General features: G+C 68.0%; 10 protein-coding genes. 5 read left to right on the top strand and 5 right to left on the bottom strand.

The genetic code is table 11. From position 1 onward, the window contains the following. Positions 1–52 precede the first annotated feature (52 nt). Genes AC1DN0_RS20640 through AC1DN0_RS20655 form a run of 4 tightly spaced genes read right to left on the bottom strand, consistent with a single transcriptional unit; the run spans position 53 to position 3,492 of the window. Positions 53–1,057 (bottom strand): Ldh family oxidoreductase, encoded by a 1,005-nt coding sequence (locus AC1DN0_RS20640; protein WP_441627079.1) that lies wholly within the window; start codon positions 1,055–1,057, stop codon positions 53–55. Beyond that, complete coding sequence (locus AC1DN0_RS20645) at positions 1,054–1,989, bottom strand: hydroxyacid dehydrogenase (protein ID WP_477145958.1); 936 nt, start codon at positions 1,987–1,989, stop codon at positions 1,054–1,056. Before AC1DN0_RS20645 ends, AC1DN0_RS20640 begins: the two co-directional genes overlap by 4 nt. Further along, positions 1,989–3,164: a UxaA family hydrolase gene (locus AC1DN0_RS20650; protein ID WP_428180698.1), complete on the bottom strand. Its 1,176-nt coding sequence runs from the start codon at positions 3,162–3,164 to the stop codon at positions 1,989–1,991. The genes AC1DN0_RS20645 and AC1DN0_RS20650 overlap by 1 nt, the downstream gene beginning before the upstream one ends. Before the next feature lie 46 nt (positions 3,165–3,210). Continuing rightward, complete coding sequence (locus AC1DN0_RS20655; protein ID WP_276286527.1) at positions 3,211–3,492, bottom strand: UxaA family hydrolase; 282 nt, start codon at positions 3,490–3,492, stop codon at positions 3,211–3,213. A 163-nt stretch (positions 3,493–3,655) separates the two neighbouring features. On the opposite strand from AC1DN0_RS20655, the gene AC1DN0_RS20660 reads away from it, so the two are divergent. Beyond that, positions 3,656–4,408, top strand: coding sequence for a GntR family transcriptional regulator (locus AC1DN0_RS20660; protein ID WP_276286526.1), 753 nt, complete (start codon positions 3,656–3,658; stop codon positions 4,406–4,408). A 173-nt stretch (positions 4,409–4,581) separates the two neighbouring features. Here AC1DN0_RS20660 and acpA read toward each other — a convergent pair whose 3' ends face one another. Next, on the bottom strand, positions 4,582–6,528 hold the full coding sequence (gene acpA, locus AC1DN0_RS20665; protein ID WP_477145959.1) for an acid phosphatase: 1,947 nt from the start codon (positions 6,526–6,528) through the stop codon (positions 4,582–4,584). A gap of 245 nt (positions 6,529–6,773) precedes the next feature. Here acpA and AC1DN0_RS20670 point away from each other — a divergent pair, with 245 nt between their 5' ends. The 4 genes from AC1DN0_RS20670 (at position 6,774) to AC1DN0_RS20685 (ending at position 16,376) form a co-directional block, all read left to right on the top strand. Further along, a complete protein-coding gene (locus tag AC1DN0_RS20670) occupies positions 6,774–8,108 on the top strand; it encodes a cytochrome-c peroxidase (RefSeq protein ID WP_477145960.1) in 1,335 nt (444 codons plus the stop codon). Between the two features lie 436 nt (positions 8,109–8,544). Continuing rightward, positions 8,545–14,403 (top strand): excinuclease ABC subunit UvrA, encoded by a 5,859-nt coding sequence (uvrA, locus tag AC1DN0_RS20675; RefSeq protein ID WP_477145961.1) that lies wholly within the window; start codon positions 8,545–8,547, stop codon positions 14,401–14,403. Between the two features lie 195 nt (positions 14,404–14,598). Further along, positions 14,599–14,895 (top strand): hypothetical protein, encoded by a 297-nt coding sequence (locus AC1DN0_RS20680; protein ID WP_477102601.1) that lies wholly within the window; start codon positions 14,599–14,601, stop codon positions 14,893–14,895. Between the two features lie 287 nt (positions 14,896–15,182). Beyond that, the gene (locus AC1DN0_RS20685; RefSeq protein WP_441636256.1) at positions 15,183–16,376 is read left to right on the top strand and encodes a pyridoxal phosphate-dependent aminotransferase; all 1,194 of its coding nucleotides are present in this window, start codon (positions 15,183–15,185) and stop codon (positions 16,374–16,376) included. Positions 16,377–16,384 lie beyond the last annotated feature (8 nt).

Here is a 16,384-nt window from a genome sequence, read left to right on the forward strand (position 1 = left end):
TCTCCTTTGGTGGGACCGGCGCCTTCTGGCGGGCGCCGTGGATGCGGTGCGGTCAGGCTTGAGCTAGCGTGCGCAACTCCTTTTCCAGTGCTTCGGGGATCTCGATACCGTGCTCCCGGGCCTTGGCTTGCGCGTCGATGCGCCGTGCGCCGGGCAGGCGGGTGCCGCTGTCCGAAAGCATGGCGGCGATCAGGGCCTCGAGGCGGGCGTGGTACGCGGCATCGCCTGCGAAGCCGCGCGGATTGAAGGCCAGGAACAGCTGGCCGATACGTGGCTGGTTGCCGGCGTCCTCGAAGAAGGAATCGGCTTCCGCGCCAAAGTGGGCGCCGGCCAGCGACACGATCAGCGTCTCCACCAGCAACGCGAGCATCGCGCCCTTGACGCCGCCCGCGGGCAGCATCGAGCCGTGCAGCGCGGCCTGCGCATCGGTGGTGGGCTTGCCGTCGGCATCCAGCGCCCATCCCGGCGGGATCGGCTTGCCTTGCCTGGCGGCGACCATGATCTTGCCGCGCGCCACTTCCGAGAGCGACAGGTCGATGACCAGCGGGTCGGCATCCTTGCGAGGAAACACGGCGGCGATCGGATTAGTGCCGAACAGCGGCGTGCGGCCGCCCCAGGCCGGCATGGCCGCCGGCGAATTACCCATGGCGATGCCGATCATGCCGGCTTGCGCCACAGGGTCCAGATGCAGCGCCGCTGCCCCGAAGTGATGGCTGTTGGTCACCACGCCGGCGCCAATGCCGCATTCGCGCGCGCTGTCGATGGCGGCCGAGACCGCCTGCGCGCAGGCGGGAAAGGCGAAGCCGGATTGCGCGTCGATCAGCGTGGTGCCCGGCGTCTGTCGCGCAACCGTGGGCTGGGCGTTCCCGTTCACGCGCTGGTGGCGCAGGTGCGCCACATACATGGGCACGCGCGAGACGCCGTGCGACGGCAGCCCGGCGAGGTCGGCCTGCACCAGCGCGCGGGCGGTGGGGCCTGCCTGCGCCGCACTAGCGCCCGCGCTGCGCAGGGCGCTCGCGGCGAGTCGTTCCAGTTCTTCTGCCCGGTAGGCGGTCATGCATGCACTCCCAATGCGTTTTTGACTGCGTCTGCAATCATCATGGAAACGCGCGCGTTGGCCTCGAAACTGACGCCGGCGATATGCGGCGTCAGCACCAGGTTCGGCGCGTCCGCCAGGATACCGCCGGCCCCCAGCGGCTCCGCTTCGAAGACATCGAGCGCCGCGYCCGCCAGCGATCCCCCGCGCAGCGCAGCCGCCAGCGCAGCCTCGTCGACCACGCCGCCACGCGCGGTGTTGACGAGGACCGCGCCGCGCTTCATGCCGCGCAGGCGCTCCGCGTTGATGAGATGGCGCGTAGCCGGCACCAGCGGCACATGCAGGCTCACGGCATCCGCGCTGGCCAGCAGTGCCTCCAGCGTCATCGGTGTCACGGCGGTTTCGCGCCACACCGGATGATCGTCAGGCAGTGCCGGATCGTGCGCTGCTACCTGCATGCCCAGCGCCTGCGCAAGCCGCGCGGTCAGCCGCCCGATATCGCCAAAGCCGATCAGGCCGAGCGTCTTGCCTAGTGCCTCATGCCCCTCCGACAGGCGCGCGCGCGGCCACTTTCCGGCCACCATGCCGGCATGGCTCAGATAGGCGCCGCGCAACAGCATCAGCGCCATCGTGACCACGTATTCGGCCACCGAGCGCGCGTTGGCCCCGGTGGCCGGAATCACGCGGATGCCGCGCGCCTCGCAGGACTTGACGTCGATATTGTCCAGTCCCACCCCAAGCCGGCCGACCACCCGCAGCGCGGGCGCTGCGTCGAGCAGTTCGGCATCGACCCGGGTGCGGTTGCGCACGATCAGCGCATCGGTTTGCGCCAGCGCGCCAAGCAGGGCGTCGCGCTGGTCGACCCAGGCCGGTTCGTAGCGCAGCCGCACGCAAGCGTCCAGCGCGGCCACGGCATCGGCGTCCATGAACTCGCTGATGCAGACCTGTTTCATCAGGCGGACTCGTGGATGCGCGTGAGCACGAACTCGCGGTGGCCCAGCGCTTCCGCGGCGGTCCAGCGGCCGTTGATGGTGGCCATCATGCATTCGAGCAGCTTGTCGCCGGTCTGGTCCAGGGTCTGTTCGCGCTGCAGCAGGCCCGAGCAGTCCACGTCCATATGCTCGCTCATCAGGCGCACGGTGCGCGGATTGGCGCACAGCTTGATTACCGGCACGATCGGGTTGCCGATGACGTTGCCCTGGCCGGTCGGGAAGAAGTGCACGACATAGCCGGAAGCGGCGCACAGCGTAACCATTTCCGCGGCAGCCGAGGACGAGTCCATGAACCACAGGCCGGGGTGGGTCGGCTCTTCGGCCTTGTCCAGCACGCCGTCGACGGTGCATTTCTTGCCGATCTTCTGGATATTGCCGAGCGCTTTTTCTTCGATCGTGGTCAGGCCGCCGGCGATATTGCCCTTGGTCGGCTGCGATTCGGACAGGTCGGTGGTCTTCCAGCGGTCGATCATGCCCTGGTAGCGGTTGAACATCTTCATGAAGTCCTGGCGCACCTTGTCGTTGGCGCAGCGCGCGGCCACGATATGTTCGCCGCCGGTGAGCTCCGAGGTCTCGCCGAATACCAGCGTGGTGCCCAGCGGATGCAGCTTGTCGAAGGCGTTGCCCACGGTCGGGTTGGCGCCGCAGCCGGAGGTGGTGTCGGATTCGCCGCACTTGGTCGAGATCCACAGGTCGCTGATCGGACATTCCACGCGGTGCAGGCCGGTGGCGTACTGCACGAACTCCTTGGCGGCCTTGGAGGCGCGCATGATGGTGTCGTGGTCGCCATGGCCTTCGATGCCAAAGCCTACCACCGGCTTGCCGGTCTTGGCGATGCCGTCCACCACCTTCTTGGTCCAGCCATCCTCGATGCCGATCACCACCACGGCCGCCACATTGGGGTTGCTGCCGGCGCCGATCAGGGTGCGGAAGTGCAGGTCGAGGTCGGGACCGAACTGCAGGCGGCCGTACGGGTGCGGAATCGCCATGGTGCCCTTGATGGCGGTGGCAACGGCTTCGGCAGCGGCGTTGGAGAGGTCGTCCAGCGGCAGGATGATGACGTGGTTGCGCACGCCGACGCGGCCGTTGTCGCGGCGATAGCCCCGGAAGGTGGTCTGGTTGTCGATGACGGACATGGATGTTCTCTCGGTATGTTGTAGGGGTGCGAGGGCGGGGCGCGGCTTACCAGCGCTTGGTCTTGATGTTGTGGACGTGGGCGTGGTCGCCGGCCTTGATGGGCGCGACCACCTTGCCGATGTCGATGCCGTACTTGAAGACGGTCTGGCCCACTTCCATGTCGCGCAGCGCCACCTTGTGGCCGATCGGGATGGGCTGCTTGGCAACCACCGTGATGATCTTGTCCTCGTCCATGATCCAGGCGTTCAGCTCGGTTCCGGCCTCGATCCCCTCGACCACCGCTACGGCGACCGTGTCTTTTGCATCGTGCAGCACTACGTGAATCATTGCTCCTCCTTTGGGGGGTTTTGTTACGGTGCAGCAAGCGGTGAGCGGCAACCGATGGAACAAAGAATAGTTTCCAAATTCCTTCATGTCAACTATGTCATATGTATGAGTTGTATGAGTTATTCTCTGGTACATTCCAGTCATCCAGAGAAAGCACCAAGCCATGAGCAACCTACGAGATATCCCTCCGCCGGGCGGCGTCCTCTACAAGGACGTCAAACGGCATGTATTGCAGGCGCTGGCCGATGGCGAATGGAAGCCCGGCGAGGCGATCCCGTCGGAGAAGAAGCTGACCGAACGCTTCGGCGTGTCGATCGGCACGCTGCGCAAGGCCATCGACGAACTGGTGGCGGAAAGCCTGCTGATCCGGCATCAGGGGCGAGGCACCTTCGTGGCCACGCACCGGCGCGACGATCATTTCTTCCGCTTCTTCAAGGTGGCCCACCAGGACGGCCATCGCGGCTATCCGACCGTGGAGCTGGAGTCGTTCCGCAAGATCAAGGCGGACAAGAGCGTGTGCGCGTTGCTGGGGCTGGAGGCAGGCGCGCGGGCGTTCCAGTTGACCAACGTGCTGTCGCTGGACGAACGGCCGATGATGATCGACGAGATCGTGCTGCCGGAGCGGTTGTTTGCCGGGCTGACCGAGGCGCAGTTACGTAGCCGGCCAACTACGCTGTACAACTTCTACCAGGAGTCCTTCGGCGTCAATGTGATCCAGACCGAGGAGCGCCTGCGTTCGGTGCTGGCTACCGAGCGGGAGCAGGCCCTGCTCGGCGTGGCGCCGGGCGCGCCGCTGATGCGCATCCACCGCGTGGCATTCACCTACCACCGGCAGCCAGTGGAGTGGCGGGTGTCGACGCTGAACACGGCTGAGCACGAGTTCATTGTGTCGCAGATGCCGAAGGAAGAGAGCTGATCGGCCGTACGCCGCGCGGTATGGCGGTAACGGCTTAACCTCAAGGTCAGCTTCGAAGGCCGGTTTGCTCCCTCTCCCACGAGTGGGAGAGGGGGCGACAGCCGTCGTCATTCCAGACGGCTTTGGCGTATCCGGTCGGCTTCGGCCAACACCTCAGGTTTTTTTCGGCACCATCAGTGCGGCATGGCCGTGAAGTCCAGCGCGTTGGTCAGGTCGCCCATCGCCTTGCCCTTGCTGGCAAGCAGCGCGGTGTCGCGTTGCTGCAGGCCGGGCAGGGTCGGCAGGACGAAGCGGCGGGTGATGAAGCGCAGGGCCGAGGCCGTGTCGTATTGCGTATGGTCGACGAAGCCTTTCTTCGCGTACGGCGACACCAGGATGGCCGGGATACGCGTGCCAGGGCCCCAGCGGTCGCCGGTGGGCACTTGCGCGTGGTCGTAGAAGCCGCCGTTTTCGTCGTAGGTGACCAGGATCAGCATGTTCTTCCACTGCGGGCTCTTCTGCAATTGCGCGATCACGCTGGCGATATGGGCGTCGCCGTCAGTCACGCTCGCGTAGCCGGGGTGCTGGTTCAGGTTGCCCTGCGGCTTGTAGAACGCGACTGCCGGCAGGGTGCCTGCCGCGGCGTCCTGCAGGAACTGGCTGTCGAAGTCCTTCAGGTGCGCGCCGCGGTTGGCGGCCTGGGTGACCGGATCGAAGTTCGCGTAGTAGTTGAACGGCTGGTGGTGCGCCTGGAAGTTGGGCACCGTGTTGTTGTAGATGGCGGTCGGGTCCTGCGTGGCCTTGGCCCAGGCGCCGGCATACCATGCCCAGCTGATGCCGCGCGCGCTCAGCAGGTCGCCGATGGTGGTCTGGGTCTGCGGCGGCAGCGTGGTCGCCTTGGCGGGGTCGGCGTAGAGGCCAGTGGTATCGGTGGCGGCGGGCTTGTTGCCGCTCGGCTGGTAGTCCGGCTGCATGGTGTTGACGGCATAGAACATGCCGCTGGCGTCCTTGGGCGTCAGCGTGCTGTCGTTCAGGTACACCGCCTTGCCGGCGAGGACTGAGGCGGGATTGCCGGTGCCGGGCGTCAGGCGCGTGAAGTTGCCCTTGGCGTCGACATCGATCGCCGAGATCGAGCCCTTGGCGGGCGAGCTGGCGGCGTCGGCGTTCGGGTACTGCGGGGCGCAGGCACAGATCAGGTATTGGTGGTTCAGGAACGAGCCGCCGAAGGCACCCATGTAGAAGTTGTCGGCGAGCACGTATTGCTTGGCGATCTGCCACATGGCCATCTTGCTGCCATCGTAGTAGCCCATGGACTGGACGGCTTGCCCTGCCGCGGTGAGCCCGCCCCAGGTCGGCGGCAGCACCGGCAGAATGGAGCCGTCGAAGTCCTTCTGCGGCTCGACGGTGCCGGTCGAAGCGGGGTTCACGCCGGGGATGCCGTTGGCGCCCGGGAACAGGCCGTAGAGATTGTCGAAGCCGCGGTTCTCGGCATAGATCACCACCACGGTCTTGATGTTGTCTAGGGCGACCCGCCTGGCGACGCCGTCGCGCAGCGCCTGGGCGATGTCGCCGCCGCCGGCGAGCGAGTCCGCGATCAGGTCGATGGTCTGGTCGATCTCCGCCTGCAGGGTCGCCTTGATGGTCTTGTCGGTTTCCTTGTTGTGGTCGGCGAGCAGCTTGTCCGCCGTCACCCCGATGCGTGCGGCCAGTCGTGCCTTGGCCGCGGTGAGGTCGCCGCCGTTGGTCTCCATGATGGAGACCAGCTCGGTCGTGATGGCGCTGATCACGCCGTTGGCGCCAGCCGGTGCGCGGAACACCAGCGGCCGGGTCACGGCGGCGTGGCCGCCGGCGTCGTCGTTGCGGAAGGCGTCACTGCCGATTTCCGCGGCGATCGCGCCCTGGCCGGCCAGATTGAAGGCGCCGTCCTTGCCGGTGTACGTGCTGGTTTCGCTGCTTTCGCACTTGCCATTATTGTTGGCATCGATGCAGACCTTGGCATGTTCGAAATAGCTGCCGGTCACGACGCCCGACGTAGTGATGGCCGCAGGCGTACTGGCGCTGCCGGAGTCGCTGCCACCGCAGGCAGCCATGGCCGCGGCAGCCACCGCCGCAAGGGGATAGAGTCTCAAAGTTCGGCGCATGGATTTTCCTGTTTGGTTTTTTGTGAGAAGGTTCTTGTCGGTCTTGTCGGTCTTGTCGGACTGCGGCGCGATTCTCGCGCTGCTCCATGTCAGATTGATGATGGCTGCCGGGCGGAAATCCGACGCAAGGCCGCGTCTGACACGCCAATGTCATGCGAGGGTGCTAGCTTGGCGGGCCATCCTTGAACACCTGTGCCTGGGCTGCCGCACCATCCACGCCCTCGCCGTGCCACCGTCCCGCAGAGATGCCACCGCGCTCCGGTTTGTCGCCAGTTCCTTCCCCGATCCTCCGATTCGCCGCAGGTGCCTTGCTGCTGGCGTTCGCGCTGACACTGCCGGCCTGTGGCAAGTCCGGGCAGGAAGCGGCGCCCGCGTCCGCGCCGCCCGTGGCCCGGGAGGCCCCCGCGCGGCCCGCCTATGCCGATGCGTTCTACACCCTGATGGCGACGCGCCGGCCCTCCGTGCCGGCGATGGCGGCGCTCGGCAAGGCGCTGTTCTTCGATCCCGCGCTATCCGCATCGGGCCGGCTCGCGTGCGCGAGTTGCCATAGCCCGGACCACGCCTACGGCCCCGGTAACGATCTTTCCGTGCAACTGGGCGGCACCGATATGCGGCGCACCGGCGCGCGCGCCGCGCCCTCGCTGCGCTATGTGCAGAACGTGCCATCGTTCTCAGAGCACTTCCACGAGAACGACGGCAACGACAGCGAAGACCAGGGCCCGACCGGCGGGCACAACTGGGACGGGCGGGCGGCTTCCACGCACGAGCAGGCGGGCATTCCGCTGCTGTCGCCCCATGAGATGGCGAACGCCGATGCCGCGGCGGTGGCGGCCAGGCTGCGCGGCGGCAAGCACRCGCAAACGTTCCGCGAGGTGTTCGGTGCCGATATCCTGGCGCGTGACGAGCTTGCCTTCAAGGCGGCGCTGATGGTGCTGGAGGTATTCCAGGAGACGCCGTCCGAGTTCTATCCCTACACCAGCAAATACGATGCGTTCCTGCGGCGGCAGGTCAGGCTGACCGAGCAGGAAGCGCGCGGCCTGCGCTTGTTCAACGATCCCGCCAAAGGCAACTGCGCGTCGTGCCATCCGAGCGCGATCAGCGCCGATGGCGTGTTTCCCGCCTTCAGCGACTTTGGCTTTATCGGGCTGGGCGTGCCGCGCAACCGCAAGCTGGCAGCCAACGCCGACCCTGCCTTCTTCGACCTGGGACTGTGCGGGCCGGATCGCACCGACCTGAAGGACCGGGCCGAGTACTGCGGCCTGTTCCGCACCCCGGGGCTGCGCAACGTGGCGCAGCGCAAGACCTTCTTCCACAACGGTGCTTTCCATTCGCTCGAAGACGTGCTGCGCTTCTATGTGGAACGGGACAGCCGGCCAGGCAAGTGGTACCCGCGCAAGGCCGACGGCAGCATCGACAAGTTCGACGACCTGCCCGCCCGATACCGCGAAAACGTCAATATGGAACCGCCGTTCGGCGGGGCGCCGGGCAGCAAGCCCGCCCTGTCGGAGGCCGAGATCCGCGATGTCATCGCGTTCCTGAAGACGCTCAGCGATGGCTACCGGATTCCTGCATCGCACTGAGGCATTTCGCCGCAACCGCCTGGCGCAGCGGAACAGCGATGCCCGCCGTCCACGACCGGCGGCATCATCCATCGCCGGTTGAACGCCGAAGACCGCGGCCGCGCGCTGGTTGCGCCCCGTGGCGTCCTCGCCAGCCGCTTCGGGACTTCTGTTTGCGTCATGTGTCCCCATTTCCTCCTGACACCGTGCTGTCAGGAGATGTCAGGGCCACACGTTGCCGCGCGGCACGCCGCCGCCCTTCGGGATACGATAGCGGCCTGACCGAACCAATGCCGCGCCTTTGAGGTGCGCGGTGCTGTGGGCAGTACCCGGCGCAGCGCCAGGCGGGCGCAACGGGATTGTCCGTCCGGCACCCGCGCCCGGCCCTCCGCCGCCCGCACGTCGCACCCCGCTCGCAAGCATTCCGCCAGCCACCCGCATCAAAAGGACGCAACCCATGTCATCCGGTGTCATCCGTATCCGCGGAGCCCGTCAGCACAATCTCAAGAATCTCGACCTCGACCTGCGCACCGGCGAAATGACCGTGGTGACCGGGCCGTCGGGCTCGGGCAAGTCGAGCCTGGTGTTCGATACGCTCTACGCCGAAGGGCAGCGGCGCTACGTCGAGACCTTCAGCGCCTACGCGCGCCAGTTCCTGGACCGGATGGACCGGCCGCAGGTGGACCGGGTCGACGGCGTGCCACCGGCCATCGCCATCGACCAGACCAACCCGGTGCGCAGCTCGCGCTCCACGGTCGGCACCATGACGGAGCTCAACGATCACCTGAAGCTGCTGTACGCGCGCGCCGCCGAGCTGTTCGACCGCCAGACCGCGCAGCCGGTGCGGCACGACTCGCCGGAGACCATCTACGCCGAGCTGCGGGCACGCGCCGCGCAGGCGCCGGACGGCGATCCCCGTCTGGTCGTGACCTTCCCGGTGGAACTGCCGGAAACCACTACGGACGCCGAGATCGAGCAGTGGCTGTCCGTCAGCGGCTATACGCGGGTGCAGGCGCAGCGCGTGGTGGCGTCGCCCACCGGGCCGCGCAAGGTGCTCGACGTGGTGGCCGACCGTTTCCGCCTCGGCAATACCGAGAAGGTACGGGCGCTGGAAGCCATCGAGGCCTCGCTCAAGCGCGGCAGCGGCCGGGTCAACGTCTATGTGCCCGACGCTGCCAATGAGGGCGCGGAGCCCCAGGTATGGCGCTTTTCCACCGGCCTGCATAGCCCGGAGAGCGATATCCGCTATGCCGATCCACAGCCGGCCTTGTTCTCCTTCAACTCCGCCTACGGCGCCTGCGAGACCTGCCGCGGCTTCGGCCGCGTGATCGGCGTGGATCTCGGGCTGGTGATTCCGGACGAGCGCAAGACGCTGCGCGGCGGCGCCATCAAGCCGATGCAGACGCCGGCCTGGAAGGAGTGCCAGGACGACTTGATGCGCTACGCCGCCAAGGCGGGCATCCCGCGCGACGTGGCCTGGTCCGGCCTGACCCCGGCCGAGCGGGCCTGGGTCATCGACGGCTCGCCGGACTGGAACGGCAAGTGGAATACGCACTGGTATGGCGTCAAGCGCTTCTTCGACTACCTGGAGTCGAAGGCGTACAAGATGCATATCCGCGTGCTGCTGTCCAAGTACCGCAGCTATACGCCGTGCGAGACTTGCGGCGGCGCGCGGCTCAAGACGGAGGCGCTGCTGTGGCGCCTGGGCAGCAAGCCGGGCGCCGACGCCGTGTGCGCGCCGGAAAAACGCTTCCTGCCGCGCGGCGTGGACTGGGACCGCACGCAGCTCGAAGCGCTGCCCGGCCTGACCGTGCATGACCTGATGCTGATGCCGATCGAGCGCATCCGCAGATTCTTCGACGAACTCACGCTGCCGAGCCTGATGCTCGACGACGCGCTCAAGCTGCTGCTGGCCGAGGTGCGCACGCGCCTGAAATACCTGTGCGACGTGGGCCTGGGCTACCTCACGCTGGACCGCCAGAGCCGCACGCTGTCTGGCGGCGAGGTGCAGCGCATCAACCTCACCACCGCGCTGGGCACTTCGCTGGTCAAGACGCTGTTCGTGCTCGACGAGCCGAGCATCGGCCTGCACCCGCGCGACCTGAACCGCATCGTCGAGGCCATGCATCGCCTGCGCGATGCCGGCAATACGCTGGTGGTGGTGGAGCATGATCCTTCGGTGATGCTCGCTGCCGACCGCCTGATCGACATGGGCCCCGGCCCGGGCGAGCGCGGGGGCAACATCATCTTCGACGGCACGCCGGCCGCTATCCGCGGTTCGGGCACGCTTACCGGCGAGTACCTTGCCGGGCACCGCCAGGTGACCGATCTCTCCCGCTGGGAACCGCGCGCGGTGGATGCCGCCACGCCGCGCATCGTGCTGGAAGGCGCGAGCGAGCACAACCTGCGCGACGTGACCGTGGAGATTCCGCTGCAGCGGCTGGTATGCGTGACCGGCGTGTCCGGTTCGGGCAAGTCCACGCTGCTGCAGGACGTGCTCTATCCCGCCATGGCGCGCCAGTTCGGCAAGTCCACGGATGCCCCCGGCGCCTTCCGCGGCCTGACCGGCGCGGAACAGGTGGCCGATGTGGTGTTCGTCGACCAGTCGCCCATCGGCAAGACCGCGCGCTCCAACCCGGCCAGCTATGTCGGCGCCTTCGACGAGATCCGCAAGCTGTTCGCCAAGGCGCCGATGGCGCTGCAGCGCAGCTATACCGCGGGCATGTTCAGCTTCAACTCCGGCGACGGGCGCTGCCCCACCTGCGGCGGCTCGGGCTTCGAGCACGTCGAGATGCAGTTCCTCTCCGACGTCTACCTGCGCTGCCCGGACTGCGATGGCCGGCGTTACCGCGCTGAAATCCTTGAAGTGAAGATCGAGCGCGCACTGCCGGGCGAAGCGCCGCGCGCGCTCAGCGTGGCCGATGTGCTTGAGCTGACCGTGAGCGAAGCCGTGGCGTATTTCGCCGGCGATGCGGCGGTGCTGCGTGTGCTGCAGCCGATCGTCGACGTGGGCCTGGAGTACGTCAAGCTGGGCCAGCCGGTGCCCACGCTGTCGGGCGGCGAGGCCCAGCGCCTGAAGCTGGCCGGCTACCTGGCCGAGACCGCGCAGGCAAGCAATACGCGCGTCAAGCCGATGCCGTACGAGTGCAAGCTGTTCATGTTCGACGAGCCCACCACCGGGCTGCACTTCGACGATATCGCCAAGCTGATGCGCGCCTTCGGCAAGCTGCTGGACGGTGGGCATTCGCTGATCGTGATCGAGCACAACCTCGACGTGGTGCGCGCCGCCGACTGGATCATCGACCTCGGTCCCGAGGGCGGCGACGCCGGCGGCGACGTGCTGTGCGTGGGCACGCCGGAAGATGTCAAGCGCTGCGCGGACTCGCATACCGGCAAGGCGCTGCTGCAGTACGACCGCGCCGTGGGCCATGCCTTCGTGGCCGAAGATGCCGGCGTGCCGTTGCAGGCTGCCTTGCGCGCGGCGCGCGCGCGCCGCGCCATCGAGGGCGAGGACGTGGTGCGCATCGTCAACGCGCATGAGCACAACCTGAAGGCGCTCAACGTCGATATCCCGCACGGCAAGTTCAACGTCATCACGGGGGTGTCCGGCTCGGGCAAGTCCACGCTCGCGTTCGACATCCTGTTCCATGAAGGGCAGCGCCGCTACCTTGAATCGCTCAATGCCTATGCGCGCTCCATCGTGCAGCCCGCCGGGCGGCCGGAGGTGGATGCGGTGTACGGCATCCCGCCCACGGTGGCCATCGAGCAGCGCCTGTCGCGCGGCGGCCGCAAGAGCACGGTGGCGACCACCTCCGAGGTCTGGCACTTCCTGCGGCTGATGTATGTGAAGCTGGGCATCCAGCATTGCATCCACGACGGCACGCCGGTCACCTCGCAAAGCCCCGAGTCCATCGCCGCGCAGCTGCTGCGCGACTACAAGGGCCAGCACGTTGGCCTGCTGGCGCCGCTGGTGGTCAACCGCAAGGGTGTCTATACCGACCTGGCCAAATGGGCCAAGGCGCGCGGCAATACGCACCTGCGTGTCGACGGCGAATTCCTGCCGGTGGACCCGTGGCCGCGCCTGGACCGTTTCCGCGAGCACACCATCGAGCTGCCGGTCGGCGACATCATCGTGTCCGCGGACAACGAAGCCGCGCTGCGCGCGATGCTGGGCCAGGCGCTGGAAGCCGGCAAGGGCGTGATGCACCTGCTGGCGCCGCTCGACGGCCTGCAGCACGCGATGGGCAACGGCGGCACCGCCCGCGTCGGCAGCACCACCGTGTTCTCGACCAAGCGCGCCTGCCCGGTGTGCAGCACCAGCTATCCCGAACTGGACCCGCGCCTGTTCTCCTACAACAGCAAGCACGGCTGGTGCACCAGCTGCGTCGGCACCGGCCTGACCCTCACGCGGGAGCAGCGCGCGGTCTACGACGATACCGTGATGGCCGACGACAATCGCGGGCGCGAGCAGACGCTGCCTTCCGAGCAGCAAGAGCCCGATGACGTGGCCGATACGCCGTGCGCGGATTGCGGCGGCACGCGGCTGAACCCGGTGGCGCGCGCGGTGACGTTCGACGCGCACCCCATCGTGGAAGTGGCGCAGTGGACGGTCTCCGATACGCACCGCTGGGTGCAGGGCCTGCGCCTCGCAGGCCGCGAAGGCGAGATCGCGCGCGACGTGGTGAGCGAGATCCGCAGCCGCCTGCAGTTCCTGGAAGAAGTCGGCCTGGGCTACCTCAGCCTGGACCGCGCCGCGCCCAGCCTCTCCGGCGGCGAGGCGCAGCGCATCCGGCTTGCGGCCCAGCTCGGCAGCAACCTGCAGGGTGTCTGCTACGTGCTCGACGAGCCCACCATCGGCCTGCATCCGCGCGACAACCAGATCCTGCTCGACGCGCTGCGCAAGCTCGGCGAGAAGGGCAATACGCTGGTGGTGGTGGAGCATGACGAGGACACCATCCGCCGCGCCGACCACATCATCGACATCGGCCCCGGCGCCGGCAAGCGCGGCGGCACGCTGGTGGCGGAGGGCGGCGTGGCCGCGCTGTCGGCCAGCCCGGACTCGCTGACCGGCCAGTTCCTGGCCCGGCCGATCCTGCATCCGCTGCAGCCGCGCCGCGCGGTGAAGCCGGAGGGCAAGGGCAGCGAGGCCGTGCCCGGGCGCTGGCTGACCGTGCATGGCGCCAAGCTGCACAACCTGCGCAACGTCACCGCCAGCATCCCGCTGGGGAGGCTGGTGGCCATCACCGGCGTCAGCGGTTCGGGCAAGTCCACGCTGGCGCGCGATGTGCTGATGGYCAACTTGCTCGACGCGGTGGGCCGTTCGGTCATGTCGTCGCCGGCCACGCGGCGCGCGCGCAAGGCGGCCGGCAGCGAGGCGCCCGCGCGCTCGCAGGCCACGGCACGCCCCGAGCCGCGCCGCAAGCTGGAGGTCACGCACGACTGGCAGGGCTGCGACAGCATCACCGGCTTTGAGAGCATCGACCGCGTGCTGGAAGTCGACCAGACCCCGATCGGCAAGACGCCGCGCTCTTGCCCGGCCACGTACATCGGCGTGTGGGACACCATCCGCAAGCTGTTCGCGCAGACGCTGGAAGCCAAGGCGCGCGGCTATTCCGCCTCGCGCTTTTCCTTCAACACCGGCGACGGCCGCTGCCCGGCCTGCGAAGGCCAGGGCGTGCGCACCATCGGCATGAGCTTCCTGCCCGATGTGAAGGTGCATTGCGACGTCTGCCACGGCCAGCGCTTCAACCCGGAAACGCTGGCGGTCACCTGGCGCGGCAAGAACATCGGCGACGTGCTGACGATGGAGATCGACGAGGCGGTGGCGTTCTTCTCCGCCATGTCCAATATCGCGCACCCGCTGCAGCTGATGAAGGATGTGGGCCTGGGCTACCTGACGCTGGGCCAGCCGTCGCCCACGCTGTCCGGCGGGGAGGCGCAGCGCATCAAGCTGGTGACCGAGCTGTCCAAGGTGCGCGACGACATCACGCGGCGCGGGCAGCAGGCGCCGCACACCCTGTACGTGCTGGACGAGCCGACTGTCGGACTGCATATGGCCGACGTGGCCAAGCTGATCCGCGTGCTGCACCGGCTGGCGGACGGTGGCCACAGCGTGGTGGTGATCGAGCACGACCTCGATGTGATCGCGGAAGCCGACTGGATCCTCGACCTGGGTCCCGAAGGCGGGGTGGCTGGCGGCGGCATCGTCGCGGCTACCGACCCGGAGGGGCTGGTGCGGGTGCGGGCCAGCCATACCGGCGCGGCGCTGGCGCCGGTGCTGGCGCGTGGCAAGCCGGCCGGCAAGGCGGCGGCCTGAGGCGTCCGGTGGCGCAAGATGGCCAGGCCGGCTCTCGCCGGCCTGCCGGAAAGCGAGGCCGCGGGCGGTTTTCACCCGGCGGCCCCGGTAGCTGAGACAATGACGGATTCAGCAACTGGTGGCCGCCGCCGGTCCTGCCGTTCGCCCATGAGTCGGGGCGGCCGGGCAGACCATGCGTCGCCGCCGTGTGACAGCGTGATCGAAAAGACTCTTTCTCCCATCCTGGCGGCGTTATGGCTCGGCCTGGCCAGTCCGGCCCTGCTGGCGGCACCCGCCGCCGCGTCGGACGCAAGCGGCGTGCGCGCGCCGGCCAAGGCCGGCACGCGCGCCGGCCGCACGCCGACATCGCAGGCCGCCCAGCAAGCCGCCAACGCGCCGTCAGTCAATCACGACCAATACGCACTGCGCCCCGAGCGCGACGTGCAGCCGCGCAGCAGCTTCGGCCTGCGCATGAAACCCGGCTGGCAGCAGCAGGACGATCCGGGCCGCTAGAGGGCGGCTCCCGGTCCGCTCCGGTGCTGCGATGCCGCGCATCGCATGCCACGCCAGCGCCGTGCTCAGCCCCTGGCAAGGATGCCATGGCGCACGGTCAGGTCGGGCGAACCTTCGATATGACGCAAATGTCCGGTGATCGGCGCGGTGGCGTCGGATGCAGGCGTGGTCAGTCGCGGCATTGACCCGCAAGGGTGCCTTTGCGGTACGCTTTCTCACCTGCCGCAAATCGGGCCGACTCTCACGGCATCCGGACCGGCATGACCCCCACACCACCAGGAGTCCAGATGTCCGTCAGCCCGACCGGCTTTGTGCCCGCCCCGGCCGCAGCCCGCGCCACCGTCCATGACCTGCGCGCTTCGCGCATCCGCGAGGTGGCTAACGCAGGCATCGGCCTGCCCGATGTGCTGCCCTTCTGGTTCGGCGAATCCGACCAGATCACGCCCGCCTTTATCCGCGATGCCGCTAGCCATGCGCTGGCCGGGGGCGCCACCTTCTACACGCACAATCTCGGCATCGCCCCGCTGCGCGGCGCGCTGGCCGAGTACGTCAGTGCGCTGCATGGTGCGACGGCGCCCGATAACGTGGTGGTCACCAGCGCGGGTGTCAACGCGCTGATGCTGGCGGCACAACTGGTGGCCGGGCCCGGCGACCGCGCCGTTGCGGTCACGCCGCTCTGGCCCAACCTGGTGGAGATTCCCAAGATTCTCGGCGCCGAGGTGGAAACCGTCTCGCTCGATTACGGCGCGCATGGCTGGACCCTGGACCTCGACAAGCTGCTGGCCGCGCTGACGCCCGAAACGCGCCTGTTGATGATCAACTCGCCCAACAATCCCACCGGCTGGGTGATGTCGCGCGCGGACCAGCAAGCGGTGCTGGCGCATTGCCGCCGCCACGGCATCTGGATCATTGCGGATGAAGTCTATGAGCGGCTGTACTACGGTACCGGCGATGGCGCCGTCGCGCCGTCCTTCCTGGATATCGCCAGCCGCGACGAGCGGGTGATCTGCGTGAACTCCTTCTCCAAGGCGTGGCTGATGACCGGCTGGCGCCTGGGCTGGATGGTGCTGCCGGCGGCGCTGACCGACGATCTCGGCAAGCTGGTCGAGTACAACACGTCGTGCGCGCCTTCCTTCGTGCAGGAAGCCGGCATCGTGGCGGTGCGCGAGGGCGAGGCTTTCACCCGCGAACTGGTCGGGCGGCTGCGCGCGGCGCGCGATCACCTGGTGGGTGCGCTGGCGGCCGTGCCGGGCGTGGATGTGCATGCGCCGGAAGGGGCGATGTATGTGTTCTTCCGGCTTGCGGGCGCGGGTGACAGTCTTGCGTTGTGCAAACAGCTGGTGCGCGAGGCTCGGCTGGGACTGGCGCCGGGGAGTGCGTTCGGCGAGGAGGGGGAGGGGTTTGTGCGCTGGTGCTATGCCTGCGATCCGGCGCGGCTGGACGAAGGCGTGCGGCGGTTGCGCGGGTTCCTGGGACGCTGAGCGGCTTC

The sequence above is a fragment of the Cupriavidus sp. 05N39 genome, from assembly GCF_056397325.1.